At 54.7% G+C, this 20,570-nt stretch carries 11 protein-coding genes; 6 read left to right on the top strand and 5 right to left on the bottom strand.

What is annotated here, in order from left to right; all coding sequences use genetic code 11:
* Window positions 1–42: 42 nt before the first annotated feature.
* The gene (locus tag F7R27_RS15530) at window positions 43–1,311 is read left to right on the top strand and encodes a malic enzyme-like NAD(P)-binding protein (RefSeq protein ID WP_151705180.1); all 1,269 of its coding nucleotides are present in this window, start codon (window positions 43–45) and stop codon (window positions 1,309–1,311) included.
* A gap of 151 nt (window positions 1,312–1,462) precedes the next feature.
* On the opposite strand, the gene F7R27_RS15525 is transcribed toward F7R27_RS15530, so the two are convergent.
* Window positions 1,463–2,704, bottom strand: coding sequence for a Zn-dependent hydrolase (locus F7R27_RS15525; protein ID WP_151705179.1), 1,242 nt, complete (start codon window positions 2,702–2,704; stop codon window positions 1,463–1,465).
* A gap of 150 nt (window positions 2,705–2,854) precedes the next feature.
* Window positions 2,855–3,658: a helix-turn-helix transcriptional regulator gene (locus F7R27_RS15520; RefSeq protein WP_151705178.1), complete on the bottom strand. Its 804-nt coding sequence runs from the start codon at window positions 3,656–3,658 to the stop codon at window positions 2,855–2,857.
* Window positions 3,659–3,766: 108 nt separating this feature from the next.
* On the opposite strand from F7R27_RS15520, the gene F7R27_RS15515 reads away from it, so the two are divergent.
* From F7R27_RS15515 to F7R27_RS15505, 3 genes are all read left to right on the top strand, one after another.
* Entirely contained in the window at window positions 3,767–5,158 is a 1,392-nt protein-coding gene (locus F7R27_RS15515; protein WP_151705177.1) for an aminotransferase, read from the top strand.
* Between the two features lie 23 nt (window positions 5,159–5,181).
* A complete protein-coding gene (gene aguA / locus F7R27_RS15510; protein ID WP_206060530.1) occupies window positions 5,182–6,279 on the top strand; it encodes an agmatine deiminase in 1,098 nt (365 codons plus the stop codon).
* An 84-nt stretch (window positions 6,280–6,363) separates the two neighbouring features.
* The gene (locus tag F7R27_RS15505) at window positions 6,364–7,848 is read left to right on the top strand and encodes a Na+/H+ antiporter NhaC family protein (RefSeq protein WP_240776398.1); all 1,485 of its coding nucleotides are present in this window, start codon (window positions 6,364–6,366) and stop codon (window positions 7,846–7,848) included.
* Here the strand turns inward: F7R27_RS15505 and uvrA are convergent.
* The gene (uvrA, locus tag F7R27_RS15500; protein ID WP_151705175.1) at window positions 7,845–10,679 is read right to left on the bottom strand and encodes an excinuclease ABC subunit UvrA; all 2,835 of its coding nucleotides are present in this window, start codon (window positions 10,677–10,679) and stop codon (window positions 7,845–7,847) included. The two genes, F7R27_RS15505 and uvrA, sit on opposite strands and share 4 nt — an antisense overlap.
* A 149-nt stretch (window positions 10,680–10,828) precedes the next feature.
* On the opposite strand from uvrA, the gene ssb reads away from it, so the two are divergent.
* Window positions 10,829–11,350, top strand: coding sequence for a single-stranded DNA-binding protein (ssb, locus tag F7R27_RS15495; RefSeq protein WP_151705174.1), 522 nt, complete (start codon window positions 10,829–10,831; stop codon window positions 11,348–11,350).
* 271 nt (window positions 11,351–11,621) lie between these two features.
* Entirely contained in the window at window positions 11,622–14,984 is a 3,363-nt protein-coding gene (locus F7R27_RS15490; protein WP_151705173.1) for a DUF4214 domain-containing protein, read from the top strand.
* A gap of 132 nt (window positions 14,985–15,116) precedes the next feature.
* Here the strand turns inward: F7R27_RS15490 and F7R27_RS15485 are convergent, their stop codons facing one another.
* On the bottom strand, window positions 15,117–18,476 hold the full coding sequence (locus tag F7R27_RS15485; protein ID WP_151705172.1) for a tetratricopeptide repeat protein: 3,360 nt from the start codon (window positions 18,474–18,476) through the stop codon (window positions 15,117–15,119).
* A 31-nt stretch (window positions 18,477–18,507) separates the two neighbouring features.
* A complete protein-coding gene (locus F7R27_RS15480) occupies window positions 18,508–20,529 on the bottom strand; it encodes an adenylate/guanylate cyclase domain-containing protein (protein ID WP_151705171.1) in 2,022 nt (673 codons plus the stop codon).
* Window positions 20,530–20,570 lie beyond the last annotated feature (41 nt).

Below are 20,570 nucleotides of genomic sequence, written 5' to 3'. Positions count from 1 at the left end.
ATGCTAGTTCGTCATTTACAACCTTAGTTGGATATAACAACCATGTCTCAAGATTTCAAACAAGCTGCTCTTGATTACCACGAGTTCCCTCGCCCTGGTAAGATCAGTGTGGAGATCTCAACTTCTGCTGAGACTTCACGTGATCTGTCGCTGGCATACTCGCCCGGCGTAGCAGAACCCGTGCGTGAAATCGCGAAGGATCCCGATGCTGCTTACCGTTATACAGCAAAGGGTAACCTGGTTGCCGTTATTTCCAATGGTTCTGCCATATTGGGCCTGGGTGATCTGGGTCCATTGGCATCCAAACCTGTCATGGAAGGCAAGGCGCTGCTGTTCAAACGTTTCGCGGGTATCGATTCCATCGATATCGAAGTTGATGCCGAAAGCCCACAGGCGTTCATCGATACGGTCGCTCGTATTGCTGAAACCTTCGGTGGTATCAACCTGGAAGATATCAAGGCACCTGAGTGCTTTGAGATCGAGCGTGTTCTGATTGAACGCTGCAACATTCCGGTTTTCCACGATGATCAGCATGGTACGGCTATCGTAACCGCTGCCGGCATGATCAATGCGCTGGAACTGGCAGGCAAGAAGCTTGACGAAGCTTCCATTGTCTGTCTGGGTGCCGGAGCTGCTGCAAGTGCCTGTATGAAGCTGCTCATCAATATGGGCGCTAAAGTCGAGAACATCTACATGATCGACCGCAAGGGTGTGATCCACTCCGGTCGTGATGACCTGACCGCCGAAAAAGCGGCGTTCGCAACTGAAACTGACAAGCGTACTCTTGATGATGCCATCGAGGGTGCCGATGTGTTTGTTGGTCTGTCCGGTCCAGACCTGCTGTCACCTGAACAGCTTCTGAAGATGGCTGATAATCCTGTCGTCTTCGCCTGTGCCAACCCTGATCCCGAAATTCTGCCGGAAACTGCCAAGGCAACCCGTTCAGATGTGATCATCGCCACAGGTCGTTCCGACTATCCGAACCAGGTTAACAACGTACTGGGCTTTCCTTTCATCTTCCGTGGTGCGCTTGATGTTCGTGCATCTGCCATCAATGAAGAGATGAAAGAAGCCGCAGTAAAAGCGTTGGCTGAGCTGACGCGTGAACCTGTGCCGCAGGAAGTGTTGGATGCATATGGTCTGCAATCACTGGAATTCGGCCGCGATTACATTCTGCCGAAAGCAACGGACTCTCGCCTGCTGGGCGCGATCTCTCATGCTGTTGCTAAAGCTGCCATCGATAGTGGCGTAGCGCGTCTGCCGATGCCTGCACATTATCCGATCAAGAGTGCAGCAGATCTGCTGATGTAATATTCATCAGGTTGAACAAAAAAACCACATCGCAAGATGTGGTTTTTTTATGCACAGGGATGTGCAGTATGCTGGCAAAGCAGGAGCAGTTGCCGGTTCGCCTGTCATTTGCCTGTCATGCGTTGTCTTAGTTGTCGTCTTAGTTGCTGTCTCAGTCGTTTTGACTGGCAGCCTGATGCATGACATTAAGCAGGATCTGCACGCCCTGAGCGATCTGCTCGGGTGTTGAATACTCGGTTTCGTTATGGCTGATGCCACCGACCGAGGGGATGAAGATCATCGCTGTGGGGGTGGTTCCGGAGATATTGACCGCATCATGGCCCGCTCCGCTGACCATGCGACGATAGCTGAGGCCACTGGCCTTAACCGCCTGCTCCACCTGGTTTACTGTCTCGGTATCAAATGCCACCGGGGGTGAGTTCCAGATCTGCTCAAGTGTGACCTGTACACCTCGCTGCTGGGCGATGCGATCGATCAGTGCAGCTGCTTCTGCTTCCATTGCCTGCAGCCCATCCACTGTGGCGTTGCGCAGATCCAGCGAGAAGCGCACGGCGCCGGGGATTACATTGCGTGATGCCTTGATCACATCCAGTTCACCGATGGTGCAGCGCCCGGATTCGGCCTCGCGTCGATCCGCCAGCTCGATCAGTTCGCTGATGATCTGCGCGCTGGCTGCCAGTGCATCCTTGCGATAGCTCATCGGGGTAGGGCCTGCATGTGCCGAGGTACCCTCGACCCTTACATCATACCAGCGCATGCCGAGTACGCCTTCGACGACGCCGATCTCCTCGCCCTCCCGCTCCAGGACCGGACCCTGCTCGATATGCAGCTCGATGAAGCGTGCAAAACGGCGTGCCCCGACAGCGATATCACCCTTGTAGCCGATCGCTGTCAGCGCTTCGTCCAGGCTTATGCCCTCATGATCACGTTGCTGCAGGGCATATTCGAGTGTGAATTTACCGGCATAGACACCTGAGGCGACCATGGCTGGGGCGAAGCGGGAGCCCTCTTCATTGGTCCAGATCACCACCTCGATAGGTCGGCGTGTCGTGATCCCCTGCTCATTCAGACTGCGAATCACTTCCAGACCGGCCAGACAGCCGTAAACGCCATCGAACTTGCCACCGGTTGGTTGGGTGTCCAGATGGCTGCCGGTGGCGATCGGCAGGGCGTCGGGATCTGTACCGGGACGGCGGGCGTAGATGTTGCCTATCCGGTCAATATGGATCTCGCAGCCAGCTTCGCGGCACCAGCGCACAAACAGATCACGACCCTGTTTGTCCAGCTCGGTCAGCGCCAGACGGCAACTGCCTCCGGCAGGTGTTGCGCCTATCTGTGCCATCTCCATCAGGCTGTTCCAGATCCGTTCGGCATTGATTTTCAGTTCAGACATCGGGGCTCTCCTCATCAGTTACCCGGAGCGATTCACTGCACTGAATGGCGTTACAGGTGCCATTCAAGCGAAAAAGGGTTTATGCGCTCCAATCTAGCGTTGTCATGAGGTGGGTGATATACCCCCGGTGGGATAGGGAACTGAGAGCGATCAGGAGAGGCTGTTCAGATGGCCGAGAAACATGGAGAACAGTTCGGACTGGGTCGAGGTGTTGAGGCGGGCGTGAATATGTTTGCGATGCACCTTCACTGTACCGGCACTGATGTCCAGCATGCGGGCGATCGCCTTGCTGGAGTGGCCTTGCAGTACCAGTCCCGTGATCTCCTGTTCGCGTGGAGTCAGTACGCCGCTGCCGAAAGTCTGCAGCGCATACTCCATGGTATTGCTGGTCGTTTCCTGTGGCAGGTATTCGGCTGACTGTGCCAGCCAGAACTGGTGAATCAGCGCGCTGATGACCGGAAAAGTGCTCTGCAGGCGGTTGCGTTCGGCGCGGGTGATACTGCCGAGATGGGATTTGCGACCGAGCGAAATGGTGAAGTGCACGTCGTTTTCCAGGGGGGTGACGATGATGACCTCATCCACCAGATCAAACTCATGGTAGCAGGAGTGGAAGTATTCGGTACTTTCAAAGGAGTCTGGCGCTATCTCTTTGAGTCGGTAGACGCCACCTGACATGCCGGCCTGCAGCGCATTGAACAGAGGATCTAGGATGTATAGCTCGTTGATGTAGCGGGACAGAACCGGGTCCAGCCGCTGCGGGTGCTTGCCAAGCACGACGATGGGTTTGTAGGCATGCTTGTAGGTGGCGACCAGCAGCGTGTCGAAGCTGACCAGATGCTGAAGCGTCTGTTGCAGTACCTCGGGAAAGCTGTGCAGGCGGATATGATCGATCAGCTTTGCCAGATCGCGATGCCAGCTGTCTGATGCAGCTGCTGTCAGTCCGGTTTTAGTCATGTGATGTCGTCGCCTATCCATTCGGGGGTATAGAGCAGACTTTTGCCCCGGTAGTACCTTGTGCCCTGTCGATAACTCTATAACACAGACAATGGCGAGGCAATTGCGATGGCTTACGATATCAATCAGCTCTGGGAGCAGGATAAAGCCCATTTTGTACATCCCTTCACCGATTTTTCGGTGTTCCAGAAAGAGGGCTGCGATCTGATTACGGACAGCGATGGCATCTATGTGCAGGATGGCAAGGGCAACCGTTATATCGACGGTATTGCAGGACTCTGGTGTGTGAATATCGGTCATGGCCGGGCTGAGATAGGTCAGGTAATGGCTGAGCAGGCGCAGAAGATGGCCTACTATTCCCCGTTCAATAATCTGTCCAATATTCCGGCTACGCAACTGGCCGCCAAGCTGGCCGAATTGGCGCCGGATAATCTGAATCACGTGTTTTACAGCTGTGGTGGCTCTGTCGCGAATGACACCACCATCCGTATCATCCACTACTACTTCAACCAGCTCGGAAAGAAAGACAAGAAGCAGATCATCTCCCGTCGCAACGGTTATCACGGCACTACCTATGTGTCGGCCACACTGACGGGCATCGAAAGCAACAACTGGGGCTTTGATACTGCGCATCAGTTTATTCACCATGTTGAAGAGGCCAACTGCTATCGCCGCCCAGAAGGGATGAGTGAGGCGCTGTACTGCGACCACCTGGTGGCGGACTTCGAACGCACCATTGAACGCCTGGGTGGTGAGGACAGGGTGGCGGCCTTTATCGCCGAGCCGATCATGGGGGCCGGCGGCGTTCTGGTTGCGCCAGAGGGCTATCACAAGCGGATGTATGAGGTGTGCAAGCGCTACGGCATGCTCTATATCTCCGATGAGGTGGTCACGGCGTTCGGTCGCCTGGGGCACTTCTTTGCCTCCGAGTCGGTGTTCGGTATCAGGCCTGACATCATCAACTGTGCCAAGGGTCTGACCTCAGGTTATATCCCGCTCGGTGCAACACTGCTCAGCGATGAGATCTATGCGGTCATCAGCAAACCCCAATGCGCCGGCGGTGTGTTCAGTACCGGTTTCACCTATTCCGGTCATCCGGTGGCCTGTGCCGTGGCGCTGAAAAATATCGAGATCATGGAGCGCGAGCAGCTGTGCGAGCATGTGCGAGAGGTGGGTCCCTATCTGGAGCAGCAGTTGAAGACGCTGCAGGATCTGCAGATTGTCGGTGATGTGCGCGGCAGTCACTTCATGATGGGGATCGAGAGCGTGGCGAACAAGGAGACACGCGAGCTCCTGCCGATGCAGGCCAATGTCGGTCGCCGCATTGCGAAGGAGTGTCAGAAGCGTGGCCTGATCGTGCGCCCCATCGCGCATCTGAACGTGCTGTCACCACCACTGATCTGGACGCGTGAGACTGTCGATCAGGTGGTCGGGATTCTGCGTCAGAGCATCCTGAGCACTATCGAATCCCTGATTACCGATGGCTATCTGAAAAGCTGATTCTTTTTATTCGAGTAATGATCATGTCAATAGAGAAACAGATAAGCGATCTCCGGGCGGCGGGTTTCCGCATGCCGGGTGAGTTTGAACCCCATGAGGCCTGCTGGATGATCTGGCCGGAGCGGCCGGATGTCTGGCGTCTTGGCGGTCGGCCGGCGCAGGAGGCGTTTGCCGCTGTGGCCGAGGCGATTGCGCGCAGTGAAACCGTGTATGTCGGTGTCAGTGATGCGCAGTATGAGCATGCCCGTTCGATGCTGGCATCGCACATCCGGGTGGTTGAGATCAGCAGTAACGACAGCTGGGTTCGGGATACCGGGCCGACCTACTTGATCAATGACAGAGGGCTGCGTGCGGGCATCGACTGGGATTTCAACGCCTGGGGTGGCCTGAATGGTGGTCTCTACTTCCCCTGGGACAGGGATCAGCGGGTGGCAAGAAAGATCTGTGGCATCAGTGGTGATCCGGTCTTCCGCGCGCCGCTGATTCTGGAGGGTGGCTCGATCCATGTGGATGGCGAGGGTACGCTGCTGACCACTGAGGAGTGTCTGCTCAATCCCAATCGTAACCCTGATCTGAGCCGGGAGGAGATCGAGGCGTTGCTGGCGCAGTATCTGAATATCAGCAAGGTGATCTGGATCGGACGTGGCACCTTCAATGATGAGACCGACGGGCATATCGACAATCTGGCCTGCTTCGTGCGCCCGGGTGAAGTCGCGCTGCACTGGTGTGATGACCCGGATGATCCGCAGTATGCGATTGCGCGTGAGGCCTATGAGGTGCTGAGTCAGGCTCAGGATGCCAAAGGGCGCAGGCTGACGATCCACAAACTGCCGCATCCCGGCCCGCTGTATATCACGCCTGAAGAGGCGGGTGGCATCCATCTCAATCGAGACAGTCATCCACGTGAGGCGGGCGAGCGTCTGGCCGGCTCCTATGTCAACTTCTACATCGGCAATCAGGTGGTGGTTTTCCCGCTGCTTGATCCGGCCCGGGATGAGGAGGCGCGTGCCTGTCTGCAGCGGATCTTCCCTGAGCGGGAGGTGATCGGTGTGGATGCGCGTGAAATTCTGCTCGGCGGCGGCAATATTCACTGCATCACTCAACAGCAACCGGCGCGCTGAGCGGCGGTTCTTTTCAGGGCTGGCAGCCTCGTCATCTGAAGAAGGCTGCCAGCCAGGTTCGACCTGACAAAGGACAATAACAATATGAATAGTTCAAACAGCGTAACTCTGGAAACAGATCGAGGACGACCTCTTCAATCCATGACTGTTGCACTGGTGGCGTTGACTGTCTGTGTGATGGCATTTTACAGCTTTCAGTCGGTGGATATCGAGGCAGGCTACGGCCTGATGAGTCTGTTTCCTACTGCCGTCGTGGTGATCACGGCGCTCTATACCAAGCGCACGATTGAATCTTTGTTCATCGGCGTGCTGGTGGGTCTGATCATGACCAATCCGGTGGGTGAGTTCATTCCCGCACTCGGCGATACCTTTCTTGATGTGTTCATGAATGAAACGGTGGCCTGGATCTTCATCGCCTGCGGCCTGATGGGCAGTATGATCGGACTGGTCACGATCGGTGGCGGTGCAGCAGCATTCGGCAACTGGCTCACCAAACGAGTGCACAGCAAAAAGGGTACGCTTTTCTCCACCATGGGGCTGGGGATGCTGATCTTCATAGATGATTATCTGAATGCGATGACCATTGGCTCTTCGATGCGCAAGGCGGCCGATAAGGTGAAAACCTCGCGTGAGTTTCTCTCCTATGTGGTGGACTCCACGGCGGCGCCTGTCTGTATCATCCTGCCTTTCTCCACCTGGGCGGTCTTCTTCTCCGGCCTGCTGGAGGAGAACGGTGTGGCGGGTAAGGGTGATGGCATGTCACTCTTCATCCAGGCGATCCCCTATATGCTCTATGCCTGGATCTGTCTGTTGATCGTAATGCTGGCGATCAGTGGCAAGCTGCCGCTGCTGGGCAGAATGAAGGCGGCTGAAGCGCGTGCCGAGTCAACCGGGCAGGTACTCAGTGCCGAAGATGAACCCTACAGTCAGGATCTGCAGGAGGAGGCGAAAGCGACCAATCTGCTGAACTTCTTTGTGCCGATCGGTTCACTGATCTTTTTCACCTGGTATTTTGATATCGACATCATGTCCGGCGCGATGGCGGCGATCTTTGTCACGCTGGCGCTCTATCTGGTGCAGCGTCTGATGTCGATGCTGCAGATGTTCGATGCGATTCTGAACGGCTTTGTCAGTATGATCGCGCCGCTGGGTACGCTCTTCTGCGGCTTCATGCTGGCCGAGGTGAACAATACGCTGGGTACCACCGAGTATGTGATTCACACCACCACGCCCTACATGACATCTGATCTGCTGCCGGCGGTAACCTTTCTGATCATGGCGGGGCTGGCGTTTGCGACAGCATCCTTCTGGGGTATTTTCGTGGTCGGCATGCCGATCATCCTGCCGCTGACTCAGGCGGTGGATGCCAATATGGCACTGGTGATCGGTGCGATGATCTCGGCCTCGGCCTTCGGTTCGCATGCCTGCTTCTACGGCGACTCCACCGTGCTCTCGGCCAAGGCTTGCGGGATCAGTCCCATGTCGCACGCGATCACCCAGTTGCCCTATGCATTGCTGGGTGGTTTTCTGGCCACTATTGGCTTTCTGCTGCTGGGCTTTTTGCTCTAGTTTTTCTGCAGCAACGGCTTCAGGAAGCGCCCGGTATGGGAGCGCTCCACCTCAATAATCGCCTCGGGTGTGCCGGTGGCGATTATTTCCCCACCACCTGTGCCGCCTTCTGGCCCCAGATCCACCACCCAGTCGGCGGTCTTGATCACATCCAGGTTGTGCTCAATCACGACTATGGTGTTGCCGTGATCGCGCAGGCGGTTAAGGACGTTGAGCAACTGCTGTATATCATAGAAGTGCAGACCGGTGGTCGGCTCATCCAGAATATAGAGAGTCTTGCCGGTATCACGCTTTGACAGCTCCTTGGCCAGCTTGACCCGCTGCGCTTCACCACCGGAGAGGGTTGTAGCGCTCTGTCCGAGGCGGATATAGCTCAGGCCGACATCAATCAGTGTCTGCAGCTTGCGCGACAGGGCTGGAATCGCATCGAAGAACTCTCGTGCGTCCTCAACCGTCATCTGCAGCACTTCGTCGATGCTCTTGCCTTTGTATTTCACTTCCAGTGTTTCGCGGTTGTAGCGTTTGCTGTGACAGACATCACAGGGCACAAAAATATCCGGCAGGAAGTGCATCTCGACCTTGATCACGCCATCGCCCTGACAGGCTTCGCAGCGGCCGCCCTTGACGTTGAAGCTGAAGCGTCCTGGCTTGTAGCCACGTGAGCGTGCTTCCTGGGTGCCGGCAAAGAGTTCGCGAATCGGGGTGAAAATACCGGTATAGGTGGCCGGGTTGGAGCGAGGTGTGCGTCCGATAGGGCTCTGATCGATATCGATCACCTTATCGAAATGTTCCAGTCCCTCGACTGCATCATGCTCGGATGCTTCAAGTGTGGTGGCATGATTCAGTGCCGTGGCAGCAATCGGATAGAGGGTGCTGTTGATCAGCGTGGACTTGCCCGAGCCGGACACACCGGTGACACAGGTCATCAAGCCGACCGGTATCGACAGATTCACATTCTTCAGGTTGTTGCCGCGTGCGCCCTTCAGATGCAGCATTTTTTTCGGGTCTGCCGGGTGGCGCTTGGGCGGCACGGCAATGCAGCGTACACCAGACAGATACTGACCGGTCATCGATTCCGGGCAGGCCATCACCTGCTCGGGTGTGCCAGCCGCAATCACCTTGCCGCCGTGCACACCGGCACCCGGGCCGATATCGATCACATGATCCGCCATGCGGATCGCGTCCTCATCATGCTCAACAACGATTACGGTGTTGCCCAGATCGCGCAGGTGGCGCAGGGTTTCTAGCAGGCGGTCATTATCACGCTGATGCAGGCCGATGGAGGGCTCATCCAGAATATACATGACGCCGACCAGGCCGGCGCCGATCTGGCTGGCCAGACGGATGCGCTGCGCTTCACCGCCGGAAAGGGTTTCTGCGCTGCGCTCGAGCGACAGATAGTCGAGGCCAACGTTAACCAGAAATGCCAGGCGTTGGCGTATCTCCTTGAGAATCTTGTCGGCGATCTCGCCCTGTTTGCCGGGCAGCTGTAACTGATCGAAGTAGCGTTTGCTGTCACCGATCGGCAGGCTGACCAGCTCGGGCAGGGTGCGGTTATCCACAAATACATGGCGTGCTTCACGTCGCAGGCGTGTGCCGTGACAGCTGGGGCAGGGCTGCATGTTCAGGTAACGGGCGAGATCCTCGCGCACCATATCGGATTCGGTTTCGCGATAGCGCCGCTCAAGATTGTTCAGTACGCCCTCGAAAGGATGTGCCTTGCTGATGCTGTGGCCGCGGTCGTTGACATAATGGAAGGTCACATCATCTTCACCACTGCCGTACAGAATCACCTGTTGATGTTCCGGTGCTATCTGGTTGAACGGTGTATCCAGATCAAACTTATAATGCTCTGCCACCGATTTGAGCTGCTGGAAGTAGTAAAGGTTGCGTCTGTCCCAGCCACGAATAGCCCCCTCGGACAGGGTCAGGCTGGCATCCTGAACCACCTTCTGCGGATCAAAATACTGCTTTACACCCAACCCGTCACAGGTCGGGCAGGCGCCATGCGGATTGTTGAAGGAGAACATCCGTGGCTCCAGCTCCTGAATACTGTGGCCACAGACGGGGCAGGCAAAGCGGGCGGAGAAGATCAGATCTTCTGTATTGTCTTCATCATCCATCCAGGCAACACGTGCCACGCCGTCGGTCAGGTTCAGTGCGGTTTCGAAGGATTCGGCCAAGCGTGTCTGCAGATCGGCACGCACTTTGAAACGGTCGATCACCACCTCGATGCGATGCTTGCGGTTTTTTTCCAGATCCGGCGCGCTGTCGAGATCGACGATGATGCCGTTGATCCGCGCCCGCACAAAACCCTGAGCACGCAGCTCGCTGATGGTGTGCAAGTGCTCACCTTTACGCCCTTCGACCACAGGTGCCAGCAGCATCAGCTTGCTGCCTTCAGGCAGGGCCAGCACCTGATCGACCATCTGTGATACCGTCTGTGCCGCCAGAGGCAGATCATGGTCCGGGCAGCGTGGCTCACCGGCGCGGGCATAGAGCAGACGCAGGTAGTCGTAGATCTCGGTGATGGTACCGACTGTGGAGCGCGGATTGTGCGAGGTCGATTTCTGCTCGATGGAGATCGCAGGTGACAGGCCTTCGATATGATCGACATCCGGTTTTTCCATCATTGACAGGAACTGGCGCGCGTAGGTGGACAGAGACTCCACATAGCGCCGCTGCCCTTCGGCATACAGGGTGTCGAATGCCAGTGATGATTTACCCGAGCCTGATAATCCGGTGATCACGATCAGCTTGTCGCGTGGAATCTCAAGATCGATGTTTTTGAGATTATGGGTGCGTGCTCCGCGAACCAGAATTTTATCCATGAGTGCTCCGGGTGACTGCCAAAAAAGGAGTATTATAGGCGCTTACGGATTGCAGCGAAAATTGAAAGCTGTGTTATGCTCATATTTCTGCGTTATTCGGCTGCAGGATGCACCGAAGTTAAGATAAATAAGTTTATTTGGAGAGAAAGATGGCACGTGGCGTCAATAAAGTGATACTGATCGGAAATCTGGGTGGAGATCCGGAGGTACGGTATATGCCGTCTGGCAATGCGGTGACCAATGTCACGCTGGCAACCAGTGAGAGCTGGAAGGACAAGCAGACAGGTCAGGCACAGGAACGTACCGAATGGCACCGTGTGGTATTCTTCAATCGTCTGGCTGAGATCGCCGGCGAATACCTGCGTAAGGGTTCCAAAATCTATATCGAAGGTTCGCTGCGTACCCGTAAATGGCAGGACAAAGACGGCCAGGATAAGTACACCACCGAGATCGTTGCCAGTGAGTTGCAGATGCTCGACAGCAAGGGCGGCGAAGGTGGCGGTGGCTATCAGTCATCAGCCCCTCAGGACAACATGGGTTATGGCCAGCCTCAGGGACAGCCGCAGCGTTCCCAGGCACCGGCGCAGAACCGTCAGCCTGCTCAGAATCAACCGCCTCAGAATCAGCCACCGGCTGGATTTGACGACTTTGATGATGATATTCCCTTCTGAGGTACCTGAGCTGAACGTGTAAACAGAAGGTGGCTAAATGCCACCTTTCACTGCTATACCAGATCTGCTTCCACGCTGTAAAATCTTTAGTTTTGTTTTAATGAAGCTTGTTTCTAAGTCTTTTCTATAAATTAGAAAAAATAAAAAAAATATTAAATTCAATGCTTTGTAAATTCTGCAGTATCACTGTGGTTGCTTTATTTTTTCCATGTGATAATTTCCTAATGTTTGAACTCAGTTAATTTCAACCGTGCTTCAAGGAAATGACACCATGGCAGCGACTACCTTCGATCTGGTACAAAAACTTTATATAGCTTACTACGGTAGACCTGCTGATCCAGCCGGGCTTGAATACTGGGTTGCAGAAATCGATGATAAAGGCCTGGATACTGTTATTGGCGGGTTCTTTTCATCACCTGAGTCCCAGGCATTACATGGAAGCTCTCCAAGCTTATCCGAGCAAGTAAATATATTGTATGTCAATCTATTCGGTCGACCTGCTGAAGATGAAGGTTCTGAGTACTGGCTTGGTCGTCTTGAAAGTGATCTCGATATCGGCAGCCTTGCGCTGTCCTTGTTAGACGCTGCTCAAAATGACGACTCTACATTAATTAACAATAAACTAGCGGTAGCCAAATCCTTTACAGAAGCTGTTGCGGACGGGTCAGTTTCTTATACAGGTGATTCTGCTGCAGCAGTAGGCCGTGCCTTGATTGATCAGGTTACGGCTGAGGAAGGTGGCGATCAGGTTACACCTGAAAAACTGCAAGCTTTTCTGAATACAGTGCAAGTAGCCAGCGACAATCCAGCAGAGTTTGCGGTTTTGATTGATGAAACGGGCCGCATTACTGATACAAGTATCATAAGTGTTGATTTAACTGCTGATGACTTACCAGCAGCGCCAGAGCCAGAGCCAGAGCCAGAGCCAGAGCCAGAGCCAGAGCCGGCACCAGCACCAGCACCAGCACCAGCACCTACTTTTACGGTGACTGAAAATGAGGGTGTTGTTACCTTCGGCGGAACCGCCACCGGCAATATCACCGTCACAATCGATCAAGAAAGCTTAGCAACTTTTGTGCGTGGCAACCTGACAGCAGCTACCACAATAGCCGACTTAAAAACGAAAACGATTAACCTCGCAGCCAGTCAAACACTTGCCATCAACTCTGAACAGATGACTGAGTTGACCGGCGTGACTCTGGCAGGTGCAGGAATGCTGAGGGTCACTGAACCAGTCACCATTTCACAGCTTGAGGACTTCGGCCCTCAGGCAGGCTTTACAGGGACAATTGCTTTCAGCATTGAAGACAGTGCAGGCCATTTAGTTGCTGAGCACGGTATAGCGTTGAAGGGGGCTAGCGCGATTACGGTCACTGATGCAGCTACGATCGAGCAGGTGTCTGCCATCATGGGCATGGACAACGGCCCTGAACTGGGTGTCATCACCTACACCCTGGTTGATGCGGTCCTTGATCTGGGCACTGACCAAACCGTTGAAGCCATCAAAGATGGCACAACCGCTGCGGCTGCCATAGTGGCAGCTGCTGCGAATGATCCGGCACTGACGCTTGAGGTGCAATATACGCTGTCTGATAGCCTGGCGAACATCACGGGTCAGAACAATGGGGCTGTTGTTGAGGGGGCGACCTCATACAGCCTGGCTGATGCTGCTGACGCCTTTAGCGAGCTGACTGTTGCTCAAGCAACGATGCTTGAAGGGGCAAGTAATGCAAATGATTTCAGCTATATTTTGACAGGAACCTTTGCTCAATCAGCTGGCGGAAATCTGGCAGAAAGCTTCCCAAATGCAACAAGCGTAAGCTTGAGAAGTACTCACCAGAACATTTTCACCAGCTCTATTACAGGTACAGCAGGGGATGACATCTTCACCATCGACTTCAGTGCAGGGCATAACTTAGCGAGTTATACCCTTGATGGTGGTGCGGGTAAGGATACCGTTGCTCTGTTTAACGGAACCCCCGGTGGTATTGTAACTTTAACTGACGTCCATTTTGTAAACCTCTCCAATATGGAAGTGTTGCATGTGGCAAGTGCCAGCCGTTCAAATTTCATCACACTGGGTGTAAATGCAGATGCGGCATTTGTTGATGGCGTTACTGTCATCGCTCAAGCTTCTACTGGCGATAACGTGCACCTTAATGCTTCTGCCATGAGCAACTCGGTCACTGTTTTCACCTCGGGACTGGGTGAGAATATCCTTGTGGGTGGGTCGGGTGACGATGTCTTTCATAGCGGAACGGGTACTAACAAGATCACTACCGGTTTAGGTAAAGATAAAGTCAATCTTGCTGAAAATGCCGGAACGGATCTCATCACTGTAAAAATGGAAGAACTGCTGTCAGATAAGCATTCCATTACGTTAGATCCAATGAATTTATCGGATGCTAAGAATGGCGATACGATGACAATCACTATCGCAGAAGAAATTGAACCCTTTGTGTTGACCTATGAAAATGGTGTTTGGGTAGGCGGCACAGGTGCGTTCACTGTCAACGTGAATTCAACAGTGTCAACTGCAGTTGAAGTGAGTATTGTCAGCGATGATGTCTTTACTGTAGCTAGCCTTGTCGTGAACTTAGTCATAAGAGAAGGCAGTTCTGCACAAGTACCCATGTCAAACAATGGTGTTGCTACGGAAGTTTATAGCGCTGATACCGGTGCTGGATATGACTTCGAGTGGCTAAACGATGGTGATGGGGTTAGTGTCCAGCTTTTCAAAGATAATGTTGGCACATTTATTAACTTCACCATAGGCGAAGACCTCAATATGCCTCTTGTGCAGGATGGCTATACGATAACCTTTAAGGAAGTCGTTGATGGAGGGTTTACACTTTCAGCAATGGCAGTTGAAGCAGCATTCCCTTTTGAAATTGAGAGCGTGGCAGTCGAAGAAGCGGGAGAATTCCCAAATCCTATTGTAATTAACCCTATCATTGCTACGCAGTCTTTCAGTGTTAAGCAGGCAAGCCTGTTCGATTTGAGCAATACGATCGATGGGGATACATTGACCTTGAGCCTGGATGGGGAGGATAACCCCCTGGTTCTCACCAAGGATAATGGTCTATGGGGCAGCAAGACAGAAAGCGGAATCACTATCAGTGTGGATGATTCGACTCCAGAGACTGCCTCTATCGTGGTTACAGGCGCTGCAGCATTTACCATCTCTTCTTTAGAGCTTAATAAGGTTGCTTCCGCAGAGAGTGTTAACGCTGTGGGAGTGGGGGAGTCTGAGCAGTTAGTGATCTTCGAAGCACATTCGACCATCGATAGCATGGATAGTATCTCCAACTTCCAAATTAATGGTACAGACAAATTAGAACTGGCGTTGAGTGAGGGTGTGGTTGCAGACAGTGGCGCTCAGGGCCAGATTGCAGGAATTGCTGATGGTATTATCACGTTCGCAGAGGGGGTTGATAATACCCTTCAGGCTAAGTTTGAGGCGGCTTTTGCGAGTCTGGAGCAGTTCAAAGTTGCGGCTTTCCACTTTGATGACAATACCTATGTGGTTCGTCAGGACAAAGATTCAGGTATCCAGTCAAGCGATATAGCGATTGAGCTGGTTGGCGTAACGGTCGAAGATCTGAATCAAATATTATTCGTGGAAATAATTTAAAACTTAACAGGGCAAGGGGTATCCTGAAAACCCCTTGCCCACGACTCCATCGTTAAGTCAATGCACAGCATCTGCTTTATGGCATTGCTGCTACGCACTGGGTGATACGGATGCTGCTTAATGCATCCGGCTTTACCAGCGCCTGAACACTCGCATGAAGAACGATGGGTCCTGTTCTCGCTGAGCGATGCCCACAACACCTGCTTCAAACCGCCAGTTGCGATCAAGTGTTTCCCGGCTATGACCGATAGACAGGGACCAGCTGGGCTTGCGCCATGCCAGATTGGCCTCATCCAGATAGTGTCCACTGAAGTAGCGTGCCCCCACGGCTGTGTAGTTGCGCCCGCCGTGATGATAGGTCGCCAGTGTTGAGAGATCGTGGCGCGCAAAGCCTGGCAGCCTGTTACCAGCATAGGCGTTTTCCAGATGCTTGCTGTCGGTATGCGCATAGCTGAGCATCACTGCCAGCTTATCTGTCACTATCTGATCCACGCCGATGCCGGCACGCTGTATCTCTCCTTTGCCGAAGTAGGGGTTGGCATCGTATCGCACTATCCCTGCGCCACCTGAAAACTCTCTTGGTCCGATGCGGGTGATGGTATCGCTGATATTGGTGAGGCGCCTGGCAAACAGATAGCCGGTGGCATCACGGGGGTTTTCAATACGCTGCTGCTGTGCGTCCAGTGTCAGAAAGGTGGTGGGTGTCAGTTCGAGGTTCAGACGGATGGCCCCTTTGCGTGAGTGGCTGCCGGGAAGCATGAACTGGTGATCGATCGGGATACCGCCCAGACTGACCGGGGAAAGGGTATGGCTGCCCGGCGCCTGCAGGGTTTCAATATAGCCAAGGTGCAGCGCGTTACCGGCACCGAAGCGTCGGGTGAGTCCGACACGTGGCAGGAAGTCCGGTCTGACACGCTCGTTCATTGCGACGGGATCGAATATCAGAGAACCATCGACCGGATCAATGGCTTTGTCAGTCAGACCGAAGTCGAACCTGGGCCAGTAGCCTTCGGTGTACAGGCTCCAGTCGCCACTGCGCCATTCGGCCGCCACCCAGGGCATGTGGTAGTTTTGCTCGGCATCGAAGATGCTTACAAAAACATCATCACCAAACAGTGTTGATGCTTCATTGCTGACAGATTCAAAACCGAAACTGATGCGATGCTCATCGATCAGCTGCATATGGCGAGTATAAATCCCCTGCTCTCTGGCCTTCAGCGAGTAGTCCTGCGGGCCGAAAACAGGATGGGATATTTCGGTATCCACTCCCAGACGGGCTTCGCTCAGTTTCAGCCAGCTTTGAGCGTCTGCATTCCAGCGATAGGAGAAGCCGCCATCGGTTCGGCGCAGCCGGTAATACTCAGGCTGATCGAAAAGAAAGTCATTGCCAAGATCTATGGGCTCTTCAAAGTTAATGCGTGTCCGGCCTTCATTGTGCAGCAGGAATAGCCCAACCTCTTCAGTAGGCTTGAGTCCGAGTGCAGCAATCAGCTCGCGATCATTCATGCGATACTGATCATTCGGCGTACCGCCGCGAGGGTTAAAGTGCAGCCCCTGGCCCTGCAACAGCCAGGCTGCTCTCAGGGGCTCGGCAGAAAGACCTCGTAGGGTGGCGCTGGCGGCGATTTCGTCACGAATGTCAGAGCGCCATAAAAGCGATTGCAGTTCAACGTGCTGTCCGGGTTGTGCAAACAGTGTGGGTGTGGCTGAGCCAGCACCGAACACGGTGGGGTCTGAGAGATAGCCTTTGAAAAGCTCGGATCTGCGACCGAAGTCACTGTCGAGGTGGTTGGCCTGGAACAGGTGGCTGCCAGCCCATAGCGGATGACTGGATGCTTCGGCATAAGCTCGAGCCCAGTGTTCAAGCCCGAAGTCTCCAAGCACTTTGCCAAGATTGGCCGAACCCTGACTGTCGTTTGCCAGCTGGTTCAGAGATTTGAGATAGGGCAGCCGCTTCAGCGCTTCACGGGCAGACTGGATGGCGGCCACCGGAGTCCCCATGTCATGCTCGATGATGGAGCGCAGTTGCCAGGGCAGCGGGTCGTTGGGGTCGGCCAGCATGGCGCGATCCAGTGAATCCAGTGCGGCCGCCCGGTTGCCGAGCTGAAACTCGGCAACTGCCAGCCATACCTGACCACGTGCAAAGCGAGGCTCAATGGTCAGGGCTTTCAGCAACTGCTGTCTTGCTGTTTCAGCATCACCGCGTTGTAGCGCGAGTAATCCACTGCCTGCCAGGCTGACAAAGTCATCAGGGGCAAGTTCAAGGGTTGTGTCAAAGTGCTCTTCAGCTTCCTGTAAACGATAGGAGAGGGTCGCCTCAAGCGCCTGTTCACCACGATATTCGGGGTTCTCCGGCTCCAGACTTACGGCGGCTGCCAATGCCTGTCTTGCCTGTTTCAGATCCCCTCTTTCCATCTCGGCACGGCCAAGCCCATGATAGGCTGCAGCCTGATTGGCCACCGGCGCGTGCTCGACGGCCAGTTGATAACCGCTGAGGGCTTGGCGAGTCACCCCTTCAAGGCGCCACCAGTCAGCATCTGCGAGTAACAGATCAGGTGCGCCCGGCATCTGTTCAAGGGCTTCGTCCAGTAGCAGTCGTGCATCCTGCATGCGGTCAAGGGCAGCAAGAACGGCAGCCCTGCGAGCAGCAGCGCGAGGTTCCTGATACCTCTGCCAGGCCCGCTCAAGGCGCTGCTCAGCACCGTCGAGCTCGCCGTTGAGCAGGTCAAAGTCTGCCAGCATCAGTTGAACAGGAAAGGCGTGCTGACCACTGAGCTCCATCTCCTGCAGATGCTCCGAGGCGGCAGTCATCTGACCTGACTGGATCAGACTGCGGATATGGGTCAGCTCCGGGTATTGCGCTGCGTCTGTAAACTCCTGATAACGATCAGGAACCACCGGGTTGGCCATGACCCATTGCACCCGTTCACGGGGGTTGATCAGAAGGCGCTTTATCGGTGCCTGTCCTGGTTCGATATAGGCCTCTTCAGAGGGGCCTATTTCAACCTGTCCAAAGGGGTTGGATACCTCTATCAGACCGGATAGTACGGTCAGGGTCGTGCGCCCTTCTGAGTCTACCTGCGCATCCCAGTCTGTACCGCGAACGACAGCCAGTGCGGCAGGTGTTTCAAGCTCCAGAGCGCCTGACGCTCTTTTGGTGCGCGACCAGAGCCGTCCGAGGGTCAGCTCTAGACGTGTTTTTTCTGTGCTGACCTCGCGCAGACGGATCTGCGCATTGGCATTCATGCGCAGTTGGGTCTGATCTGCAAGGAGGAGGGCGGCTGAGGAGAAACTGAGTGTGCGGACATCGGCCCCGGACTCAAGAATCTGTCTGATCTCTGCGGCTGACCAGGGAGTGACCTCGCTGGAGCGTGTCTCTCCCTGCCCGGTCAGGCTGATGATTTCGGCTGTCGGTGCGGCAAAAGCCGATGCATGTGTGATGAAAAAAAGCAGAGCCAGTCGGGAAGCCATTCGCAGTGTGCAGTTGTACATGGAACCTCCGCAGGAAGAGTCATGACAGCGTTTATTTTCCAACGGCGCGACTGAAGTCGGGCACAGGATCTGGTAAGACTTTACTGTTGCTCGGGTGTGTCTTTCTGAGTGCCTCGATGCGTGTGTTCAGCCGATCTGCCTGGGGTGACAAAACTGGCATCGATTCGGCTAATATTATAGCCCAGCGTTTGCATATGCCCAGTGCGGATTCGAGATCACCAGCCTCAAGCCGCTGCAAGAGTGTCAATGACAGGGCTGCTATTTCAGGCAGCTCCACAGGTGTATAGACATCTATGGCATCATCTTTGCCAGCTACCCTGAGCCTGTCGAGCCAGGCCAGTGGTGGAGTTGAGCGTGTATCGAGCCTGCTGGCCGTTGCCCGGGAGAGCAGAATATCACTGCCGGTGGCCTTGTTGGCGGCTTCGAGTCTTGCCGCTGTATTGACGGCATCACCCACGGCTGTATAGGTAAAGCGGCCAACTGAGCCCAGATTGCCTACAGCGGCTTCGCCGGTATGGATCCCTATGCGCAGCTTGAGGGTGCCAAAGGGGGTTCCCTGCCAGTTTTGCCTGAGCCTGACCATCTCCCTTTGCATCGCGCTGGCACAGTTCAGTGCCAGGGTCGCATGCTCTGGCTGGTCCAGAGGGGCGTTCCAGAAAGCCATCACGGCATCACCGATAAACTTGTCCAGAGTGCCGCCATGCTGATGAATGATATCAGTCATTGCTGAAAAATAGGCGTTCAGAGCGCTGGCTACGTCTTCAGGGGGCATGCGTTCGTTGGCCGCAGTAAAGCCTGCCAGGTCTGAAAACAGAAGTGTCAGCTCACGTCTTTCTCCGCTCAGTACCGGCAGGCTGCCCTGCCGGGTCAGCCGGTTGACAAGCGTTGGGGGGACATAGCTTGAGAACAGCCTGCGTATCTGCTCGCGGCGCCGCCACTCTTTCCAGTAGTTTCTGGCGGCATCCAGGTTGTATAGGAACAGCAGGCCCAGTACTGCTGGCCAGAGCAGCCACCATTGTCCGGCGTCAAAACGCCATACAGAAAAGATACCGGAGAGAAGGATCAGCGCCAGAGTGATCAGAGCGGCCCGCCCGGGGGTCCATCTGACGGTGGAGATCAGGATGATGGCCAGCAGCAAGAGTGTCAGAACCAGGTTGTACCACCAGGGCTGCAGTGCAATCCAGTCATCTGCAAGGGCATTGTTCAGTGCTGTGGCGTGCAGGAAAACACCTGAGATCTGTTTGTCGCCAAAGGGAGTGGAAAACTGATCCAGTCCGGAAACCGGCGTGTTCATGCCTATCAGCAGTAGGGTGTTTGTCAGCGCGTTGGGGGGGAGCTGCTCCTGCGGGTTGAGGGCTTGGGTGAAATGGATATAGGGCTGGCGGATCTCAGGTGCGTAATAGCGCAATCGCGCGCGGGGAGGTGCCGGGCTGAAATCCCGGTCGGATGCCTCTGCAATTCTGTACCAGAAGCTGTTTTCATCTGTCAGAATGCGTCGCACGGCTCCATCAGAATCTGCCAGATGGTTCACCATGCCGACAGTTGCATCAGGAAAAATCGGAAGCAGGCGCTGGGTGTAGGCTTGTACCTGAGACGTATGCAGATGTATCTCGGCGCCGGCCAGAATGACGGCAGGGCCGGCTGTGTCTGCTCTGGCCAGTGCAGTGCCAAGGGATCTGTCATCCGCTTCGTTTTGTGGTTCTGAAAACAGCAGGTCAAACCCCAGCACGCTGACGCCGGACTCTGCGGCCATATCAATAAGTTTTGCATGGAGGCTGCGAGGCAGTGGTGGCGACAGGTTCAGTTCCAGAAAACTTGGGTCGTCCAGCCCTGCGACAACAACACCCGAATCCGGTGGTGCTGGCGCGGTCAGCAGAGTGAGCAGATCAAATTCGATATGTTCAATACGCTGACCGGCTCCGGAGAGTTGCAGCGCTGCAAGAAACAGTGCCAGGCATAGGCCGCGGCTTGTTATATCTGTCAGATATGCAGAAAAGGTGTGCTTGTCAGGGTCTGCATGCTCTTCAACTCTGCCGGTATCTGCCTTGGCCATGTGTGGTTTCCGAATCAGTTGAGCAAAAACATGTCGAGATC

Source organism: Nitrincola alkalilacustris (assembly GCF_008973755.1).
GTDB lineage: Bacteria > Pseudomonadota > Gammaproteobacteria > Pseudomonadales > Balneatricaceae > Nitrincola > Nitrincola alkalilacustris.
The sequence above is the reverse complement of the archived record's forward strand: the minus strand, read 5'-3'. Positions and strand labels throughout refer to the sequence as shown.